Annotated in this window: 16 protein-coding genes; 7 read left to right on the top strand and 9 right to left on the bottom strand. The window is 63.4% G+C overall.

The window, feature by feature from the left end:
• The first annotated feature begins 39 nt into the window (after positions 1-39).
• The gene (locus tag ASD73_RS01110) at positions 40-1,182 is read left to right on the top strand and encodes a helix-turn-helix transcriptional regulator (RefSeq protein WP_056369887.1); all 1,143 of its coding nucleotides are present in this window, start codon (positions 40-42) and stop codon (positions 1,180-1,182) included.
• A 30-nt stretch (positions 1,183-1,212) separates the two neighbouring features.
• Here ASD73_RS01110 and ASD73_RS01115 read toward each other — a convergent pair whose 3' ends face one another.
• From ASD73_RS01115 to ASD73_RS01155, 9 genes are all read right to left on the bottom strand, one after another.
• Positions 1,213-2,556 carry an MFS transporter gene (locus ASD73_RS01115; protein WP_056369885.1) on the bottom strand — a complete coding sequence of 448 codons (1,344 nt, stop codon included), beginning with the start codon at positions 2,554-2,556 and terminating at the stop codon, positions 1,213-1,215.
• Entirely contained in the window at positions 2,550-3,419 is an 870-nt protein-coding gene (locus tag ASD73_RS01120) for an SDR family NAD(P)-dependent oxidoreductase (protein ID WP_056369882.1), read from the bottom strand. The genes ASD73_RS01115 and ASD73_RS01120 overlap by 7 nt, the downstream gene beginning before the upstream one ends.
• Entirely contained in the window at positions 3,419-4,219 is an 801-nt protein-coding gene (locus ASD73_RS01125; protein WP_056369880.1) for an acetoacetate decarboxylase family protein, read from the bottom strand. The genes ASD73_RS01120 and ASD73_RS01125 overlap by 1 nt, the downstream gene beginning before the upstream one ends.
• 71 nt (positions 4,220-4,290) lie before the next feature.
• Positions 4,291-5,277, bottom strand: coding sequence for a Rieske 2Fe-2S domain-containing protein (locus ASD73_RS01130; protein ID WP_156377299.1), 987 nt, complete (start codon positions 5,275-5,277; stop codon positions 4,291-4,293).
• Between the two features lie 163 nt (positions 5,278-5,440).
• Entirely contained in the window at positions 5,441-6,346 is a 906-nt protein-coding gene (locus ASD73_RS01135; protein ID WP_056369877.1) for a LysR family transcriptional regulator, read from the bottom strand.
• Between the two features lie 136 nt (positions 6,347-6,482).
• The gene (locus tag ASD73_RS01140) at positions 6,483-7,676 is read right to left on the bottom strand and encodes an amidohydrolase family protein (protein ID WP_056369874.1); all 1,194 of its coding nucleotides are present in this window, start codon (positions 7,674-7,676) and stop codon (positions 6,483-6,485) included.
• A gap of 107 nt (positions 7,677-7,783) precedes the next feature.
• Complete coding sequence (locus tag ASD73_RS01145; protein ID WP_056370473.1) at positions 7,784-9,034, bottom strand: MFS transporter; 1,251 nt, start codon at positions 9,032-9,034, stop codon at positions 7,784-7,786.
• 16 nt (positions 9,035-9,050) lie between these two features.
• Positions 9,051-11,354 carry a TonB-dependent receptor gene (locus ASD73_RS01150; RefSeq protein ID WP_235534050.1) on the bottom strand — a complete coding sequence of 768 codons (2,304 nt, stop codon included), beginning with the start codon at positions 11,352-11,354 and terminating at the stop codon, positions 9,051-9,053.
• A gap of 786 nt (positions 11,355-12,140) precedes the next feature.
• A complete protein-coding gene (locus ASD73_RS01155; protein WP_056369872.1) occupies positions 12,141-12,557 on the bottom strand; it encodes a Rap1a/Tai family immunity protein in 417 nt (138 codons plus the stop codon).
• Positions 12,558-12,700: 143 nt separating this feature from the next.
• Here ASD73_RS01155 and ASD73_RS01160 point away from each other — a divergent pair, with 143 nt between their 5' ends.
• The 6 genes from ASD73_RS01160 (at position 12,701) to ASD73_RS01185 (ending at position 19,661) form a co-directional block, all read left to right on the top strand.
• The gene (locus tag ASD73_RS01160) at positions 12,701-15,670 is read left to right on the top strand and encodes a DUF2339 domain-containing protein (RefSeq protein ID WP_056369871.1); all 2,970 of its coding nucleotides are present in this window, start codon (positions 12,701-12,703) and stop codon (positions 15,668-15,670) included.
• Positions 15,671-15,701: 31 nt separating this feature from the next.
• Positions 15,702-16,871 carry a benzoate/H(+) symporter BenE family transporter gene (locus tag ASD73_RS01165; RefSeq protein ID WP_056369869.1) on the top strand — a complete coding sequence of 390 codons (1,170 nt, stop codon included), beginning with the start codon at positions 15,702-15,704 and terminating at the stop codon, positions 16,869-16,871.
• Positions 16,872-17,165: 294 nt separating this feature from the next.
• Entirely contained in the window at positions 17,166-18,416 is a 1,251-nt protein-coding gene (locus ASD73_RS01170) for a tyrosine-type recombinase/integrase (protein ID WP_056369867.1), read from the top strand.
• A gap of 35 nt (positions 18,417-18,451) precedes the next feature.
• Positions 18,452-18,937 (top strand): helix-turn-helix domain-containing protein, encoded by a 486-nt coding sequence (locus ASD73_RS22965; RefSeq protein WP_056369865.1) that lies wholly within the window; start codon positions 18,452-18,454, stop codon positions 18,935-18,937.
• A 29-nt stretch (positions 18,938-18,966) separates the two neighbouring features.
• Positions 18,967-19,332, top strand: coding sequence for a type II toxin-antitoxin system RelE/ParE family toxin (locus ASD73_RS01180; protein ID WP_056369863.1), 366 nt, complete (start codon positions 18,967-18,969; stop codon positions 19,330-19,332).
• Complete coding sequence (locus ASD73_RS01185; RefSeq protein ID WP_056375894.1) at positions 19,329-19,661, top strand: helix-turn-helix domain-containing protein; 333 nt, start codon at positions 19,329-19,331, stop codon at positions 19,659-19,661. The genes ASD73_RS01180 and ASD73_RS01185 overlap by 4 nt, the downstream gene beginning before the upstream one ends.
• The last annotated feature ends 39 nt before the right edge of the window (positions 19,662-19,700 follow it).

The raw sequence follows: 19,700 nt of genomic DNA on the forward strand, positions 1-19,700 counted from the left end.
TTATTGGACGGTGGGACGCGAACAGGAAGCGAAGCCCGAATGCGGATCGGAAAACCTCTGGCCGAAGTCGATGAACTGGTGACCCTGCTTTATCGCGGGCCGCTCGAAGCGACGCCGTGGCTGGGCTTCCTCGAAGCGCTGAGCCGGCGGATGCGCTGCGCCAGCGCGGCTATCACGTTGCGCCTCAGCCGGCAGGGCACCCCGCCGCTGATCATCTGGGGACCGCCGCCCGTGATCGACGAGCACGAGGCGCGACGGATTCACGCGGTCCATGCCGAACTCGGCGATCTTGACCCCTTGCGCAACGCGCTAACCAAAGCCGGCGATATCTTCCGACTGAGCGAGGTAATTTCGCCCGAGGATCTTCGCGGCAATCGCTTCTATCGCGAGATATTGCAGCCCTATGGCATCGAATATCAGCTCGGCATGTATATCTCCGAACCCGGCGGGTGGGAGGGCAATGTCGGCCTGACCAACGGCCCCGATGAAGCGGATTTCACCGATGACGACAAGCAGGTGCTGCTCGCGCTCCGCCCGCATCTCGAACAATCGCTGGCGCTTTTCTCACGCATGCGCCGCGACGAGACCGAGCTGCAGGTGATGATCGACACGCTCGACCGGCTGACGCTCTGTACCTTCATCCTTGATGGCGCGGGCCGCATCCTGCGCACCAACAGCGCGGGCCGCGCGCTGATCAAGTCGAGCGACGCGCTGCGCGCCGCCGACGACCGGCTCGTGCTCGCGAGCAAGGCGGGCAACGCACAGCTCCAGCAGCTGGTCGGCAAGGCGGTCGCGGCGCGCCGCGATGGCGGCAGCTTCGCCGAAGGGTTGCGCGTCGAGGCTGACATAGACCGCCATCTGGGCGTGCTGGTGCGCACGATCGAAACCCCCTCACGCTATAGCAACGAGGCGGGCCCGGCCGCGGTGGTCTATGTCTCCGGGCTCGACAACAACCAGCCGCTCGAAAGACTGGTCAGCCAGATTTTCGACCTCACGCCGTCCGAAGCGCATCTCGCGGCGCTGCTCGCAACCGGGCTCAGCCTCGCCGAAGCGGCGGCCAGGCTGGAGCTCACCGAAAATACCGTCCGCAGCTACTGCAAGACGATCCTCAGCAAGACCGGCGTCAGCCGCCAGGCCGATCTCGTCCGCCTGATCCTGCGCAGCGTCGCCGTTCTCGGCTGACGCGCCCCCAAAAAGGAGTGGCGGCGCGCGTCAGCCTTCGATCGCGCGGCGGTAATGCGGCAGGGCGACAAGAAGCAGGCCGATGATCAGCGGCAACACGACCCCGCCGGCAATCGCGATCGAATAGCCGAGCGCCGCCTGGTCACCGAAACCGAAATCGGTGATCGCGGCGATGACGCTGGCGCCCAGCCCCATCCCCACCAGATTGACGCACAAGAGCGAGATCGCGGTTACCTGGCCGCGCAGCTGATTGGGCGTCACATCCTGGATCGCCGTCAGCATCACGCCTTGCGACGCCTGCCCGATCAGCGTGCCGATCGCCATCATCGTCAACGACAGAAAGGCCGTCGGCATCAGCGGCGCGATGATGAGCGGCACGCCCTTCAGCAAGGTCGCGATCAGCACGACGCGCATATTGGCGTCGGCCCGCCCGCCCTGCATCAACCGTCCCGCGAGCCAACCACCCGACAGCGTGCCGACGGTGCCGCAGGTCAGCATGATCATCCCATAAGACATCCCCACCTCAGCAGGGCTCATGCCATAACTGCGGATCAGGAATGTCGGGAACCACAAGGCGGTGCCGATCGCGAGGAGCGCAATCAGGCTGAGCGACCCGATCAAGGAGCCGAAAAGCGCCCAGCGCTCGGCAATATAGTCGAACCCTTCGCGCAGGCTGCTTTGTACCGACAGATTCGCCGCCAGCTCCTGCCGCGCGGGTTCGCGGATCGTCATCATCAGTGCGGCGACGAGTATTCCGGGGGCCGCGACGCACAGGAACACCATCTGCCAGGGTTCGAAACTGCCAAGCCACGGCAATGTCGCGCCGCCGGTTTTGGTGAAACGCGCAAGCAGCCAGCCGCCGATCAATAGCGCGAGACCGCCGCCGATCGGATAGCCGATCGCATAGAAACTGATCGCCAGCGCCCGCCGGCGCCGCTCGAAATAGTCGCTGATCAGCGAATAAGCGGTCGGGCTGAGTGTCGCTTCGCCCACCCCCACGCCGACGCGGGCGAGGAAGAGCCCGATGAAGCTGCTGGTAAAGCCGCAGGCCGCGGTCATCAGCGACCAGAAGAGCACCCCCCAGACGATCAGCGTCGCGCGCCTTTTGGTGCGATCGACGAAGCGGCCGATGGGCAGCGCGGCTATGCTGTAGAGGAGCGAAAAGGCAAAGCCCTGAAGCAGGCTGATCTCGAAATCGGTGAGACCCAAATCGCGCTGGATGGGTTCGACCATCAGCGTCAGGACCCGGGCGTCGATTGCGCTGAAGCAATAGCCGGTAAACAGGATCGCAACAACCAGCCAGCGATAGAAACCGCCCTTGGTCGCCGCCTCCTGATCCGGCCCCTGCCCTTCGGCCGCCGCCACCGTCACCATGCCGACGGCGGATCCCGCCGCGCCAATATCTGTTCGGTTCGCGCGGCGATCAACACGTCATTCTCCTCGCTTTCGGGCAGCAACCAGAAACGCCCCGCCCGAATGCCCTCGAGCGCGAAGGCGGAAACCTCCGCAGGCTCGGTCAGCTTGAGCTTAAGCCCGGTCGTCCGTACCAGATCTTCCATCGTGCGATAGGCCACTTTGGTCTGGGCTTCATTCTCGACATAATCGGCCGGGCGCACCTCGCCCGATGCCATGATCGCCGTGTTGACCGTGTGCGGCCCCGGAAAGAGAGTGGCGGCGCGCAGCTTGCCCCCCTCGCGCAGCAATTGCTGGTGCAAGACCTCGGAAATGCTGGTCACCGCCGCCTTGGTGGCGGCATAAATGGGGGTGTTGGGAAGCGAACGCAGCCCGCCGTTGGTCGAGCTGGTGTTGACGATCACCCCCTCCTGCCCCGCCTCGATCATCCGCGGCACGAAAGCCGCAATACCGTGGATGACGCCAAGCACATTGACGTCGATCCCCCAGCGCCAGTCGCTGAGCGGAAGCGTCCACAGCTTGCGCTGCGCCTCGCCCAGCCCGACGCCGGCATTGTTGAACAGGATATGCACCGTCTCGAAGTGCCCGAAAACCTGATCCGCCAGCGCCCGCACCGACGCTTCCTTGGTCACGTCGCAGGCGATGGCGAGCACCTGCCCCGAACCCAGCGCGTCAATCTCGACGCGCACGGCTTCGAGTCGCGCCGGATCGATATCGGCAATCACCACATTCGCCCCGGCGCGGGCGAGGTCGGCGCACAGACATTTGCCAACCCCGCTCGCCCCACCGGTAACAACGGCCACCCGGCCGGAAAAATTGTTCATCAGGCGGCCTTCCGCTTGCCAACATCGACGCCAACGTTGCGCGGATCGTCGTTCCGTCCGACCCAGTGCGGCGCGATCCACTCGCCCGGCACCTTGCGCAGCAGCGTGCCGCCGGTCGCAGTCCCGCCCTCGACATATTGCATGTCAGTGATGCGACGAACGGGGATGTCGGCGAGCGGGTCAAAAGCCGAATCGCGCAAGGTGATCGTTCCCGTCATCGCGCGCCGCGCGTCGTAATTGCGCTCCCAGTTGAGACGGGTGAGGAAGACGTCGCCATCGAACTGGCCCGGCTGGTCGATCGACGGCATACCCTTGTAACAGAACAGATGCTCTTCGAATTTCAGCGGCTCATCGATCGCTTCGCCGATCGTGCCTTCGATTTCGAAATAGGCGATACCGTGACGCGAGCAGGTCGCACGCAAATGATCGCCGTTGCGTTCGAAATGCGTTTCCGCGATCTTTTTCGGCTCGCCGAAACGTTCGCGACCCGAGGTGACGACGCTTTCGCCTTCCATCGCCATGTGGAAGCAATAGGCGCCCGGTGCGCCTTCATGGGTGCAGCTGACCCCCACGGTGAGAGCGCCGATTTCGATCGTCTCGGTTTCGGTCACATGCATCGCTACATGCACCATCTGCAGCCAGATTTCGGGCCTTGCGGTCGCGACCAGCGGTTGCGGCAGGAGCGCCGCGATGATTTCGGGATCGGTCTCATATGTCGCGCGAATTCCGTAGACGGTGTTGCGCAGCATGCCTGGCGCACGGGTTTCGACAGGACCCTGAACATAACGCAATTTGGACATCGCAATTCTCCCTATGGCGCCCGCAGGCGCAGATGTTTTGGCAGTGATCGTTTTCCGCGTGCGCGGAGGGCTTATTCGGCCGCCTCGACGAGGCGGCTTCCGTCCGGCCCATCGGAATAAAATTGCTCGAAATAGCGGCGAAAGCGCAGGATCGGCCCGTCGCCGTCGCACAGATACGGCCGGGCGCGGTGGATCTTGTTATGCCAGATCGGAATATCGCCCTCGACGCCCTTTTGCCCGCAAGTGCTCTCGATTGCCGCCTCGATCGCCTTTTCCTCGGGCGAACCCGGCGCGACCTTCGGATGGGTGAAGCAGAAGCGCAGTTCGACGTCGTCGGCTTCGACCGGTGTGGCGATGACCAGCAGCGACAGCTCGACGAGCCCGCTCAGCCGCGTGAACTTCTGCCCCGCCCCGTTCTGGAGCGTGTCGACCGAATAGGGCAATTGCTTGCGCTCGCCCGACGGCAGGTCGATGGTGCGATGTCCCCGCGCAACACTGTGCCGCTGCACACCGTCATAATCGGTCTCGCCCTCGGGCACCGCGTCCATTGAGTGGACATAGGCGAAATGCGCAACATCGACGCCGTTTTCGGCAATTTCCTGGGGGTTGCTCGCAAAACGCCATTCGCGCTTGATCGGCTCGGCCCATTCGGGGTTTGTGAATTCGGGATAGTCGATGACCTCGAACGTCGGCGCGATTTCGTCGGGATGATACCAGGCCCAGATGACGCCGCTCTTTTCGACCACCGGATAGGACTGCGCGAGCGCCTCGCGCTTGGCGCGCGGCGGGAAAGCCTTGGCATAGGGGATGCTGCTGCAAAAACCGTTGGGCCGGAATGCCCAGTGATGAAAGGGGCAGCGAATGCTGTCGCCCTCGACCGTTCCGCCATGCCCCAGATGCGCGCCAAGATGCGGACAATAGGCATCGAGGAGCCCCGCCTCGCCCTGCTCGTTGCGGAACAGGACCAGATCCCGGCTGAAGTAACGGACCGACCGGACATCGCCGATCGCAAGGTCCGAGCTATAGCCTATTCCGAACCAGCCATGGGGAATGGGCATCGGAAAGCGATCGACTTTAGACAAGGTCAGTCTCCCAGTTCACGCCATCTTTGAGCGATGGCCTTTGTCCGGGAAGTGTATCGCCTGTTCGCCAAGAGGTAAGATCAAAATCGCGCACAGTTTGTGCCTGCTCGCGAACAATCGCCAGATTTGGACGTTGATCCTAATAGCGCGCGACGAGCGATGCCGCCATCGACGGACGGACTTTCGTGCGCCCCGTCTTGCGCACCAGATAGTCGATGAAGGCCCGTGTCGCGACCGACATGATGCCCGGCGAATAGACGACCCAGCACTCGCGGTCATAGAAGGACCATTCCTCCTCGAGCGCGACCATCCGTCCTTCGGCCAGATCCTGACGGACGACCATCACTGGCAAGCTGGCGATGCCAAGCCCTTTTCGCGCCGCGCTGCGCAGGGCGATGCCGCTGTTGCTGGCCCATTTGGGCTGGACCCGGATACAGATATCGCCGTTGAAACTGATCGATCCGCTGCGGTCGGTCAGGCAATCATGTTCCAGCAAGTCTTCGGGCGCTTTCGGCCAGCCGTGTGCCGCGAAATAGGCAGGTGTCGCGCACAGGCAATAGGCGAGATAGCCAAAGGTGCGTGCGCGCAGATTCGAGTTCGGTAACGCGCCATAGCGGATGACGATGTCGAAGCTTTCCTGAACGATCTCATTCTCGTTCAGATAGGCGATCGGTTCGATCATGATCCCGGGATGCTCGGCGCTGAATTCGGCGAGCAGCCCCGACATATAATCCGAACCGAAGATGTCGCTGAGCCCGATGCGCAGCCGGCCCACGGGATGGGTGCTGTAAAGGCCGACCTGTTTTTCAACTTCGCTCAACCGCTGTTGCAGCTGCGCACATTCGCGATGGAAGCTTTCGCCCGCGCCGGTCAGCGACAGCCGGCGGGTTGTGCGGACGAGCAGCTGGACGCCCAGCCGCTCTTCCAGTTCGTGCACCGTCTTGCTGATATAGGATTTCGAAAGGCCGAGCCGATCGCCCGCGGCCGTAAAGCTGCCCTGATCGACAACCGCCAGAAATTCCTCGATCCCGCGCCAGCTTGACATCAACCCACCCTAAAGGACCGGATGCTATCAGCGCATTGCCCGAATGCAATCGCTATAGCGGCAGAAGCCCCCTCCTTGAAAGGAGGGGGCTTCCAGAAAGCGCCAATCCAAATCAGAAGGACGCTGACCGGTGGCCCTATTCGGCCGCCTGCTTGACGAACAATTCGCGGCGCGGGCCGATTTCGCCGGCGATTTTCCACAGCGCATCGGCATCGACATCATAAACGTCGAGGGCGTTGATACCGAGCATCGCCTGAATATCGTCGTCGGGCAGTCCGCCAAGGCTGGCCGACATTTTCTCGAACGTGTGCGGCCAGGTTCCTTCGGGGTGCGGATAGTCGGTGCCCCACAGGATGCGGTCGACGCCAATGTCATAATAGGCCTGCGTCGTTTCCTCATCGGGCAGCGCCGAGCAGCCGACCCACACATTGCGCGCGAAATACTCGCTCGGCTTCATGCTCATATTGGCATAATAATCGCCGAGTTTCCCGCTCGTATGCTTGGCCGAAGCGCGGACATCCATCAGCTGCGTGACCCACGGGAACCAGAATTCGCCGCCCGCCTCGGTGAAGCAGACCTTCAGCTTGGGATATTCTTCGAAAACACCGCCGAAGGTCATCGCCCACAGGGGCCGCGTCATCCAGAATGCATATTCGCACAGAAAGGTGCCGATCCAGCCGGGCTGCGTCGTGTCATAGGCGGGCGCGGCGCCCGAGTGGAAATGAAGCGGCATGTTCATTTCTTCGAGCATCGCCCAGATGCGGTGATATTTGGTGTGATTATACAGGTCGAACCCGTCGGTCAGCGCGGGGAAGAACACGCCCTTCAGGCCGTGACGCTTTGCCCATTCAATCTCTTTCGCGGTCTCGTCGATATCATAGAGCGCCGGAATCACCGCCAGACCGATGCGGCGATGCGGATCGTCCTGACAGAATTCCGCCAGCCAGCGATTGTGCGCCCGCGCACCCGCCCATTGCAGTTCGGCCCGCGCCGCCGAGGGGCGGAGGCCGATGTCGGCGCCAAAGGGCGGCGCATTGCGTTCGGTGATCCCGTCGGGAAACAGGACTTCGGCCGCGACGCCGTCGCCGTCGAGCACGCGATTGCGGATCGTGCCGTCCCACGCGCCTTCAAGGCCGTCGCCGACGCGCGAGCGCCACTTGTTGTTGAAGTCGTCGATCAGGAAGCGCTTTTCATGCTCCTCGCGCGCCTTGATCTCCAGCTCGACGGTCTCGTCGAACTGCTGGTGATATTTGGATTCCAGATAGCCGCGATATTTTTCGGGGGGCAGACCGACATGACCGTCCGACGAAATGACAAGATAACGATCCACACTCTCTCTCCAGTTTCTAATATAATGCACGGGCTGATTGGCCGTGCACGCCATGGTCAGACATTATGCTCTTCATCCGCCGGATAAAGCGGGTCGGAGCGAACGATCTATCGCTCGCTGTGGACAATATGCCGGGCCAGAACGGGCAGCAGATGGCTCAGCAGCAACGCGGCCCCGATCAGCGCAGCGATCGCAAATGGCGCCGGGCGCCACCACTGATAGGCGGCGGAGGCGATAACGGGCGGCAGGGTGATCGATGCCCCGGCGATGAAGGTGATGGCAGAGGCGATCGCGACCTGATCCCCGGTCGAGCCCGCAAGCGATGCCGCCGCGCTGAACCCCGGACGCGCGAGGCCGTAGCCGAAGCTCGCAAGGACAAAGCCCAGCGCGGCGGCGTGCACCCCATCATGGGATATGGCCAGGAGATTGCCGGCAAAGGCAAAGCCGGTGCCGATCCGCATCATCGCGAGAGGTGACGGTGAAAACAGCCGGACGAAGCCCCATTGGCCGAGCAGCGCGGCCATCGCGGCGGCGGTCATCGCGATGCCGATCGTCCGCTGCGCCGCCAACGGATCGTCGGCCATGCGGTCGATGATCACGAAGCCGATGGTGTAAAGGTTGATCGCCTGCGCCGAACAGAGCAGCAGCCCGAAGCTCAGATAAGGCCCGATCCCCTTGCGCCGCCATACCTGCATGAGCGAGATGTTCGGCGCACCGCCGGGCACCGGCGCCACCCCGGACGAGGCCCGTGGAAGAAAGAGGAAGGCCCCGGCCAAAGCGATCACGCCAAATATCGCAAAGCCCAGCATCGGCCCTAGCGGCCCCAACGGCTCGACGATCATCGCGGGCGCGATCGCCGGCCCGACGATGGTGCCGAGGCTCAGCGCCCCGGCCAGCGTCGTGATCGCTCGCGTCCGCGCCGCGCCGACGGTCTGGGCCGCGATCAGTGCCTGCGTCGCGGTGGCGGCCGCCGAACCGAGCAAACCATAGGTCGATCGCAAGATCGAAAAGAGCAGGAAGGCTGCGAAAGGCGTCAGCAGCCCCAGCAGGCCCAGTTCGACCGACAGTGCGCAGCCGCCCATAGACACAACGAAGCCCACGAGCCCCGCGCGAATATAGGGATTCGGCCCCTTGCGCTCGATCCGCGACACCCAGAAGGGCGCGCTGATCGCCCAGGTCAGCGCCGAGAGCGAAAAAATGCCCGCGACCAGAAAATCGGGAATGTGCAACAACCGGCCGATCGTCGGCATGACCGACACCAGCCCGATATTGCCGATCGCGGTGAGGAAAGTCACTGCCCCGAGAAAGGGCAGGACCCACCGCGACCCGGTGCGCGGCGGGTCCAATACCACGGACATCTCGGCTTCGCCGCGATCAGAAGCGGATACGAACTTCGCCGCCGAAACTGCGCGGATCGCCATATTGACCGAGCGTGAGGACGCCGAGGTTGATCGCGCTGACCAGATATTCCTTGTCGGTCAGATTCTTGCCCCACGCCGCGACCTCGAGCGTCGTGCCGCCGCCAAGTTCGATCTGGGTGAGCGCGATGCGCCCGTCGAGCAAGCCATAGGACGGCATCTTCGCCAGCGTATCCGGCGTGATCGACGAGAACTGGCTGCTGCGCCAGCTGTAGTTGAGGCTCGCTTCCAGTCGTCCAACACCGGCATCGTGGCGATAAAGCCCACCGATCTGGTAGTTCCACTTGGGCACGCGCGAGAGCACATAGGTTTTGGTGACGTCGGTGCCGTCGGGCAGGATGAAATCGGTGTAGCGCGCGTCGACATAGCCGCCGCCGAAGTTGAAGCTCAGCCCTTCGACGGGGCGCAGCGTTCCCTCGACCTCGACGCCGGTGAACTTCGCCTTGCCTGCGTTGATGATGTTGGTGGTCACCAGCGCAGGGACGAGCACCCCGGCCTGAAAATCCTTGTAGATCGAATGATAAACCGCGGCGTTCAGATTGAGCAGGTTGCCGAAGCCGCCATATTTCATACCCAATTCGAACGACGTCAGCTTTTCCGGATTATAGGAGGTCATGAAGGCGGCGTTGGTCGCGGCGGTATCGTTGATGCCCCCGCTCTTGAAGCCCGTCGCCACGCGTCCATAGACTGAAAAATCAGGCTGGAATTTATAGAGGATGTTGAATTCGGGATTGAATCGCTTCCACACCCCCGAATTTTCGAGCGGGCTGAGGTCGGTATAGCCGATCCCGCCTGCCCCCGGCCGTGCGCCCGCCGCCGGGCCGCCGCTGCGGGTGATCGGATTGCCGTTCGCATCGCGCAGGAACACGCCCGAACCGGGCGCCGCCGGATTGGCGCGATAGGCCGAATTGGACAGCAGCAGCTCATAGGCGTGCTTCGATTCCCGCGTGTAGCGAAGCCCGACCGACGCCGTCAGCTTCTCGTCGAGCGCGCGCGGCGTCCATGCAAGCTGGCCATAGCCGGCATAGGATTTCGAACGGCCACCGCGTTCGCTGATGTCGAAGGCGTTGCCGCCGAACTGGAAGTTCCAGCGCGGATTGAACACGTCATACTCGTCGTCGAGATAGAAGGCGCCGAGCGTATATTTGAAATCGCCGACGGTCCCGATCGCCTGAAATTCCTGCGTGAACTGCTTGTAATTATTGTCGAGAACGATGCGCAGCAGATCAAGCGGGCTGCCGTCGAAATCACTCGCCGACCGGGTTATCGCGGTCCGGCGCGCGGTGATCGATTTGAGCGTGAGGTCGCCGATACCGGGTTCCCATTCGAGCGTCAGCGCGTGACCGTTGGTGCGATAGTCGCTGCGCAGCGCGCTTTGCGCCCCGATCTCGCGCGTCCGTCCGCTCACCACATAGGGCCTGAGCAGCGCGTTGACGAACGCGGTCGCGCCCGATCCGGTGACTGCGGTGGTGGCAAGCTGGTTCGGCGTGCCTTTGCTGTCCGAAATATCATAGCTATAGAGCGCGCTAAAACTGTCGGACGGACGCCACAACAGGTCGGCGCGCGCCGCCCACAATTCCTCTTCGCCGAAATTATCCTTGCGCACGCTATTGCGGTAATAGCCGCCATCGAGCTTGGTGATCAGGCCCACCTTGGCGCTAAAACCCGCCACTTCGGGCAGATCGACCGATATCCGCTGATTGAACTGCCCCCAGCTTCCGGCGCCCGCCAGATACTGGCCGCCGAATTCACCGCTCGGCTTGCGCGTGATCAGATTGACCGCGCCGCCGATCGTATTCTTGCCATACAAGGTGCCCTGCGGCCCGCGCAGCACCTCGACGCGTTCCAGATCGACGGTGTCGAAAGCCGCGCCAGTCGACTTCCCGATCGGCACCCCGTCGATATAGAGACCCACGGGCTGGTCGCGTGCGAGGCTGGTGTCGGCCGAAGGCGACAGGCCGCGGATGGTGATCAGCGGGCCGAAGCTGTTGCCGATCGTTTCGTTGATCTGGATGTTCGGCACGATCGTCGCGATGTCGGATACGTTGCGAACCTGTGCCCGGTCGATCGCGGCGCTGCTGACCGCCGAAACCGAAATCGGCACATCGACCAGCCGTTCTTCACGGCGCTGCGCGGTAACGACGATCTCCCCTTCGCTGAGCACTGCCCCCTTGTCATCCGCCTCCTGCGCGAATGCCAACGACGCGTTCAACGCAGTCGTGACCATGACCGCCGCAAACGCGGCTTTCCGAAATGCCATAATTCCTCCCTATCCCACGACGGCCGGTTTCGGCCGCCAATCTCCGGGCTTCTTCATAAGTGGCCCGATAACTGCCTTTGAGGATAACCGACGAACCACGGCCGTAAAGCTCATGCTGGTGGCCACACTGTTCACTGCCATGGCGAATAGCGTTTTGACCGCGTGACAATCCTTCGACGTCGGTGATTGCTGGTTAGCCTGGAAAAATGGGAAACAGAGGATGCAACACCCCTTCCATCCCGACCCCCCTTGCACCGCTATTCGCTGACCGACGCGGCAAAAGCGCACGAAGATATCGCCGCACGCCTCATCGGCCCCAATCCGATCCAGGTCTCCTGAAGGCCAAGACTCCGCGCGACGGGCCCTTTCATCCGCCGCGCCAATAGCCGCGTAGAGGGAAGATCGGAGATTTTCGGGCCGGAACCAAGTGCTCAGATCGATCCCCTCGCCAACCGTCCTGGGCCGTGATGGCGACACCTGCACACCGAAATCCGGGGAAGCTCGCATCGGCTAGTCCTGCCGCTTCGCGCCCTGATACGATCCGGAAACGGTTTCGGTATTTAGAATGGCTGCAGACCAATTAGACCGATCTGACTCTTCTACGCCTCGGGCCAAGTGCCGCGACACTGTTCCAGCATTTCACGTCTAACGAAATTTCATGCTCCGCTGCGTCGGACCACCTCCCCTTGTATGGGTCGATGCCATGATGTTCCAAAGGGTCTGGTTTGTTCTGCTCTGCACATCCCGTCAGGAACGGGGTGTCAGGAGAAAATATGACGCGCCATCCTATCGCGGTTTGGGCACCGAGATGTACACACCGCCCGTGTTCGGATCGACCGAGAGATAGGGCGAGCTCTTGCATGGGAAGGAGGCGTTCATCGCCATCAGAAACAGATGGTGCGTGGACAACTGCCTGGTCTGTGGATTGTCGCGAAGGAATTTGTGAAACACGTCGCGATACTGCTCATACGTCGCGCCGGCCTGCGGGCAGTACACGGCCTCTTCAGGCGTTTTCCCCGTGTTCATCACCGGCGCATCGGCGATGCCCATGAAATATCCGATGCAAGCGCTATAATCCTTCGGACCCGCCACGCATTGGCTGTAATAGGAATTGCCGCCCGCAAGGCTTTCGCGCTTCTGAAAGGCCGCGCTTTCAGCCGGCGACAATGCCACGAACAGGGCCAGAGCAATCAACGGCTTCATCCGCCCTCCCCAGGGTTTTCCTCTATCGCTTCTTATACCCGATGTGCCGCCGGGCCTAATGTTATTGCGCCAAATCTTTCTCCTGCCAAACTGATCGAAATTGCTTCCGCTGCCTGCTAGGAACGCAGGCTGAAGGGATCAACGTGTTCGACTTCCTCGCGTTTCTGGCCATCATCATCCTGTTCATTCTGTTGATGGACACCCGCGGCCGGTTGAAGCGCGCCGAGGCGACGCTGCTGGAGGCGGCCAGGCGGATCGGCGCGCTGCAGCGCGGGGCGGGACCGGCTGTGACCGGCGACGCGGATGCTTCGAAGATCGTGGAAGCGGCCGTGCCGGTGCAGGACAAGCCCGCCGTCGCCGCCGATGCAACACCGCCCGCCGCCCTATCGGCTGATCCAGTCGAGACGATTGACGCCATCAGCCCACAGCCCTCACCTGCCACAGCGCCTTCGAAACCGACAAAGGCGCCCGCTCCGGCCGGGCCGCCCGTCAGTCTCGCGTCGCGGTTCGAGAATCTGTTCGGAAAGACGCTGCCGATCTGGGCCGGTGGGCTCACGCTCGCGATCGCTGGCGTATTGATCGTTCGCTATGCGATCGATGCCGGCTTCTTTGCGCGTATCTTCACGCCCGGCGTCCAGATCGTCGCCGGGCTGTTGTTCGGCTTCGCGTTGATCGGCGGCGCCGAATATGCCTGGCGCAACGAGGAAAAATTGCGCGACGTCCGCGTGCCCCAAGCGCTTTCAGGCGCGGGCATCGCGACGCTCTATGCCGCGATCATGGTCGCGGCGAACGTCTATCAGCTGATCGGGCCGCTGCTCGCCTTCCTCGCGCTCGCGCTCGTCACCGCCGCGGCGCTCGGCCTGTCGCTCCGGTTCGGCCCGCCCAGCGCGCTGCTCGGCCTTGCGGGCGGGCTGGCGGCGCCCGCGATGGTCGGGGCGGTCGAGCCCAATGTGCCGCTGCTCGCGGTCTATCTGGCGCTGACGATCGCCGGGCTCGCGGGCGTCGCGCGCGCGCGGCGCTGGCCGTGGCTCGCGCTCGCGGCGCTGATCGGCGGGATCGGCTGGGGCCTGTGGATGGTCCTCGCGAGCGCGGCGCTCGATGTCGTCGCGGCGCTCTCGATCGGCGGCTTCGTCCTTCTCCTCGCGATCGCGCTGCCGATGATGGCGTTCGACGGGCCGCGCTCGACGCTGCTGCGCGCTGCCTCCGCGATTGTCGGCGCGCTTCAGCTGGCGCTGCTCGTCGGCTATGGCGGCTTCGTGCCGCTCCACTGGGGTCTGTTCGTCCTGATCGCCGCCGCGGGGCAATGGCTCGCATGGCGCGAGCGCGGCTTCGCGATCGTTCCGGCAATCAGCCTGCTGCTCTCGCTGGCGCTGCTGGTTGCCTGGCCCGAACCCACCCCCTTCTGGTTCGGCCTGATCGGACTGTCACTACTGATCATTCACGCCCTCCCGCTCCTCATGCGGTTGTGGGCCGTCCCAAAAATGCTGCGTCCGGCACTCGAACTTTGCGCGATCGCGCTCGCCGCCGCTCCGCTGACGAAATGGCATTTCTGGGGCATCGCCGATGGCGCGCTCGCCTTGATAGCCATGGGCGGCGCGCTGCTCGCCGCGACCGGTATCGTGCGCGGCTGGAAGGTCGAGGGGCGGGCAAGCGACGGCCGTGTCGCATGGCTCGCGGCGACCGCGGGCGCGCTCCTCGCGCTCGCCATTCTCCTCGTCATTCCCGCGTGGCTGGCGCCGCTTGGCGTCGCTGCCGTCGCGGCCTTGCTGCTCTTCTTGGGGAAGGCCGCGCTCGATCCGCGCATCGAACGCGTTGCGGCAGGTTTCGTCGGCGCCGCGTTGATTGCGCTGGTCGCAACGCCACGCGCCTTGATCGAACTGCCGCGGCTGGCCGAGGGTGCGGGTAGCGCCGACGGCATGGCGATAATCCGCTGGGGTAGCCTTGCCGCCGCTGCGCTGCTGTTCGCGGTTCGCGGCGAAGGCCTCATTGTGCGCCGGCTCGGCCAGATTGGCGCGGCATTGTTCGCTTACGGCGCCTTCGCGCAGGCCTTGCCGGCGAACGCGCTGATGCTCGTCCCGGCGCTGGGCGGGGCGGCGATGCTTCTTGCCGCGCGTCGCGTCGCCTTCAGCCGCGTCGACGGCGCGGGGGCCAGTCTCGCCGCGCTCAGCCTGGCCTGGGCGGCGCTGCCGATTGCCATCTGGTCGACGAAAGCATCGCTGTCGCTCGTTGGTGTCCCGATGCAATTGGACACCGCATTGCTCGCGATCGAGCCGTTACTGCTGCGCCTGCTGCTTCCAGCATTGCTGTTCGCGATACCCGTCTGGCTGGTTCGCGATGCGCTCCCCCGCTGGCTATGGATCGCCGCGCTCAGCCTCGCTACCATAGTCGGAGGCATCGCCGTCCATTCGCTCTATCGCCTCGGCTTCTCCGCAGCGGCGGGCGGGAACTTCGTCACGACGGGCATCCTTCAGCGGCTGATCTGGGAAGCGTTGCTGATCGGCGCCGGCTGGTTCGCGATGATGCGCGGGATAACCGGCATCGCCCGTCCGCTGATCGTCGCAGGCACCGCGCACGCGCTCTTCTATGGCCTCATCCTGCACAATCCCCTGTGGTCGGCGCAGACGGTCGGCGGCTGGCCGCTCATCAACCTGCTCGTCCCGCTGTTCGTGCTGCCGTGGCTGGGACTAACGCGGATGCCGGCGCTGTTCGCCAAGGCGCCGGCACAGCTCGATCGCGCAATCCAGATCGCGACGATGCTGCTCGTGGCTGGCTTTGCATGGGCGACGCTCCGCCAGATCTTCCACGGATCGCTGCTCGCGCAGCCGGGTGTTACCGATGCGGAAAATATCCTGCGGTCGATCCTGCTCCTCGCGCTGGCGCTCGGCTTCCTCTTGTGGGGCATCCGGGCCAAGCGCCACGACTGGCGCATCGCGTCGCTGGTGCTGATGATCGGCGCGGCGGGCAAGGTCTTCCTGTTCGACGCCTCAGGGCTCGAAGGGCTGGCGCGGATCGGCTCTTTCGTCGCGCTCGGTTTCAGCCTGATCGGCATCGGCTGGCTCTACAGCCGCCAGCTCGCCCCCGACCGCGACAATGCCGCGCCGGCATCGGCCTGAAGCACCCCGACAGACCAGAGAACACGAAACGATGCTGCGTAGCCTGCCCCCTGTCCCGGCCTGGTCCTCGGCGCTGATCGCCGCGCTGGTCGGCTTTGGCGGGACGATCGCGCTAGTCGTCCAGGCGATGCGCAACCTGGGCGCGTCAGGCGACCAGACGGGGTCGGCGGTCACCGCGCTGTGCCTCGGCATCGCGATCGCGGGTGCGGCGCTCTCGTGGCGGCTGCGTATGCCCGTGGTGCTCGCCTGGTCGACCCCCGGCGCGGCCTTGCTCGCCGCGGCGGCACCCGGCCTGTCGTGGTCCGTCGCGATCGGCATCTTCCTGTCCGCGGCGCTGATGATGATCCTGCTCGGCATCGTGCCGCTGCTCGGACGGCTCGCCGAGCGCATCCCGGCGTCAATCGCGTCGGCGATGCTCGCAGGCGTACTCCTGCCCTTTTGCCTCAAACTGTTCGGCCTCGGCGCGGCCGATCCGTTGCTCGTCGCCACGCTCGTCGCGGTCTTTGTCGTCGCGCGTGCGCGGCTCCCGCTCTATGCCCTTCTCCTCGCGCTCGCGGCGGGCATGGCGCTCACGCTGCTGCGCGGCGATATCGGGCCGCTGCCGCCGGGCGCGACCCTCGGCACGCTCATGCCCGTGGTTCCCGCCTTCGACGCGCGCGCGATCCTCAGCGTCGGTGTGCCGCTGTTCCTCGTGACGTTGGTATCGCAGAACCTGCCCGGCCTCGTCGTGCTGCGCGGCGCGGGTTATGCGCCGCCGCCGCGCCCGCTGATCGTCGGCAGCGCCCTCGCCTGGCTCGCCGCAGCGCCCTTCGGCGCGCACGGCCTCAACCTCGCGGCGATCACCGCGGCGATCTGCACCGCCGAAGAGGCGCATCCCGACCGCGCGAAACGGTGGACCGTCGGCATGCTCTACGCGGGCTTCTATCTGCTGCTTGCCATCTTCTCACCGCTGCTCGTGCGCCTCTTTCTCGCGCTGCCGCCGACGGCCATCGCGGCGCTGACGGGGGTTGCGCTGATCCCCGCGCTGCTCGGCGCGATGGAATTGATGATGGCGGCAAAGTCCGACCGCGACCCCGCGATCCTGACCTTCCTTGCCACCGGATCGGGGCTGACGCTGTTCGGGCTGGGGTCGGCCTTCTGGGGGCTGGTCGTCGGCTTTCTGGCGCTCGCCGCGGGCAGATGGCTGGCGACGCGCGCCTGAAATTGAGGTGACGGCGCGCCGCCATTCGTGCCGCAGCGCCTCACCGCCAAGCATATTGGTGCCCCTGGCCGGACTCGAACCAGCACTCCTTGCGGAACCGCATTTTGAGCGTCGAAATTGATGCTACGACCAACTTCGCTGGAGTACGCCGGAGTTGGATAAACGTCTGCTTCTCAAAGACCTATCGAGCTTTATTATACTCCGGTGTTAGATTGCCTACGCCCGACTTTTCTTTCGCCTGGCTCCTATGTGGCTCCTGGAAAGTAAGGACAAGTCGGCTTCCGGAGCCGAAGCATGCCCGTTCTAAAGCTGACGAAGAAGATCGTCGAGACCGCGAAACGCCAAGACCGCGATTATGAAATTCGCGATGTTCTCACGCCCGGCTTTCTTTGCAAGATTGGCCGGAGCGGCCGCAAAACTTTCATGCTTCAGTATCGCACATTCGGGGGCGAGCGACGCAAGCCCTCGATCGGCCTGTTCGGCGAGCTGACCGTCGAGCAGGCACGAGGCATTGCGCAAAAATGGCTGGCGGAGGTCCGCGAGGGCAAGGACCCATCACTCGACAAGCACAAGGCTCGCGACAATCCGACAATCAAGGAGCTGTGCGAGGAGTATATCGAACGCCATTCGATCCCGTTCAACAAGCCGAGCACGGTCAAAGGTAATCGCGGCTATATCAAGAACCATGTCGTCCCGCGGATCGGCAAGCAAAAAGCCGCCGACCTGACCCGCACCGAGGTCGCGCGGCTGATGAGCGATATGGCCCATATTCCGGCGTCGGCGAACCACGTCCTTTCCTTGCTCAAGAAGATGTTCAATTGCGCCGAGCTTTGGGGCCACCGCGCCGAGGGGACGAACCCTTGCCGCCTCGTGCCGAGATATCCCGAGGGCAAGCGCACGAGACTGATCAAGAATCCCGAGCTAGCCAAGCTCTACGACTATCTCGATCGTGCCGACGCCGAGGGTCTCGAGCACCCCACCTATACGCTTGCGATCCGGCTCCAGTTCGCGTTCGCGGCGCGCATGTCCGAAATCACCCAGCTCCAATGGGATTGGATCGAGTTCGACGAGCGGCGCGTGGTCTGGCCCGACAGCAAGACCGGCGGCATGTCGAAGCCGCTCAGCAACGAGGCCTATGACCTGCTGTGGAATGCGCCGCGGTTCCACGGTTCCCCTTATGTGATCCCTGCCGTTACCAAGCCGAGCGTGGCGATGAGCAAACACAGCTATTGGGAAGCATGGAAGCGCATTCTCGCGGCGTGCGGCATTGCCCATATCGGTACCCACGGCATTCGCCATCGAGCCGCCACGGATATCGCCAACTCGGGCATTCCGTTAAAGGTCGGGATGACCCTCACCGCGCATAAGACGGTGACGATGTTCATGCGTTACGTCCATGTCGAGGACGATCAGGTCAGGGCTGCCGCCGAAATTGTCGCGGACCGCCGGGCTGGAATCATTCGGGCGAGAGGACGCGCGCCCTCCCCTCCTAGTGCCAAACCTTGGGAGACTATTCCTGCTGGCGGTAAGGTTGTACGGCCTTGAGACAAACGGCACCGCCATGCTCAGGAGAGCCGCCAATGACCGGTGAAGACCGCGCGCGCCCATTTCTCTTTGTCGAAACGATCGAACCCCTGCCTCTGGTCGATCCCTCGCTGGCCGCGCAGTTTCTCGATGTCCGGCGTCACACGCTGGCCTGCTATCGCAATCTCGGCGACGGTCCGGCCTATTACAAATTTGGGCGGTGGGTGCGCTACGCGGAGGCAGACTTGCGCGCGTGGAACGAAGCATCCGGACAAAATGAGGCTGTGAGCGGCGCATTTGACTTGTTCGCCGCACATCGCGGCGCGCCCGACCTTCTTGACAGTGTGGCTGCCGCGCGCTTCCTCACCGTGACCCGGCACTGTTTGTTCAACTATCGCAAAACCGGCCATGGTCCGCGTCTGCGCAGATTTGGACGGCGAATTTACTATGCGGTCGATGAACTCGTCGAATGGGCCGAAAAGCTGAGAATGCCCGGATCAGCACGATCGAGACGAAGCGATATGATCTTGCAGCGACCTTGACAATTAGATCAGATTTGATATAGACGCACATGCAAAGCAAGAAGCCAATTATCTGGATGGGCAGTAGCCGAAGCGACCTGATCGCGATGCCGGAAGGCGTCCGAAAAGACTTTGGCGGTGCGCTTCACGGTGCTCAGGAAGGCCGACAACTTGAGCAGGCAAAGCCGCTTAAGGGAAAGAGCAAGGGCGCTACGCAGCTTTCGGAGGACCATGACGGTGACACGTACCGGGCCGTTTTTACAGTCGAGTTAGAGGGTGCGATTTACGTGCTGCATTGCTTCCAGAAGAAGTCGAAGAGCGGAATTTCCACGCCGCGGACCGATATCGATCTTATCGAGCGCCGGCTGAAGGATGCAAGAGCGCTTCACGCTCAGCGAAACGGGAAAAAGTCATGAGCAATATCGATTTTGAAGAGAGCAGCGGTAACGTCTTCGAGGATTTGGGATTCGATTCCGTCACGGCCGACCGACTCACACATAAGGCCGAACTCGTCGGCGTCCTTCATCGTCTTCAGCAGGAACGGGATCTCAGCCAAGTTGCGTTCAGCCGACTCGTGGGGATTCCACAACCGCGACTGTCAAAACTCTACAGTGGCAAAATCGCCGGCATGTCCACGGATAAGCTGCTTGATGCGATCGCAAAGCTTGGCGGCCATGTAACAATCAGGGTGGAGCCCCATCCGGCCCCCGCCGTCGCGGGTCGCGTCGAGATGGAACTCGCCTGACGGGGGCCCCATAAGAGCTCTTCCTTTCAGGAAAACGGC

Origin of the sequence: Sphingopyxis sp. Root154, from assembly GCF_001427105.1 — a bacterium.
GTDB lineage: Bacteria > Pseudomonadota > Alphaproteobacteria > Sphingomonadales > Sphingomonadaceae > Sphingopyxis.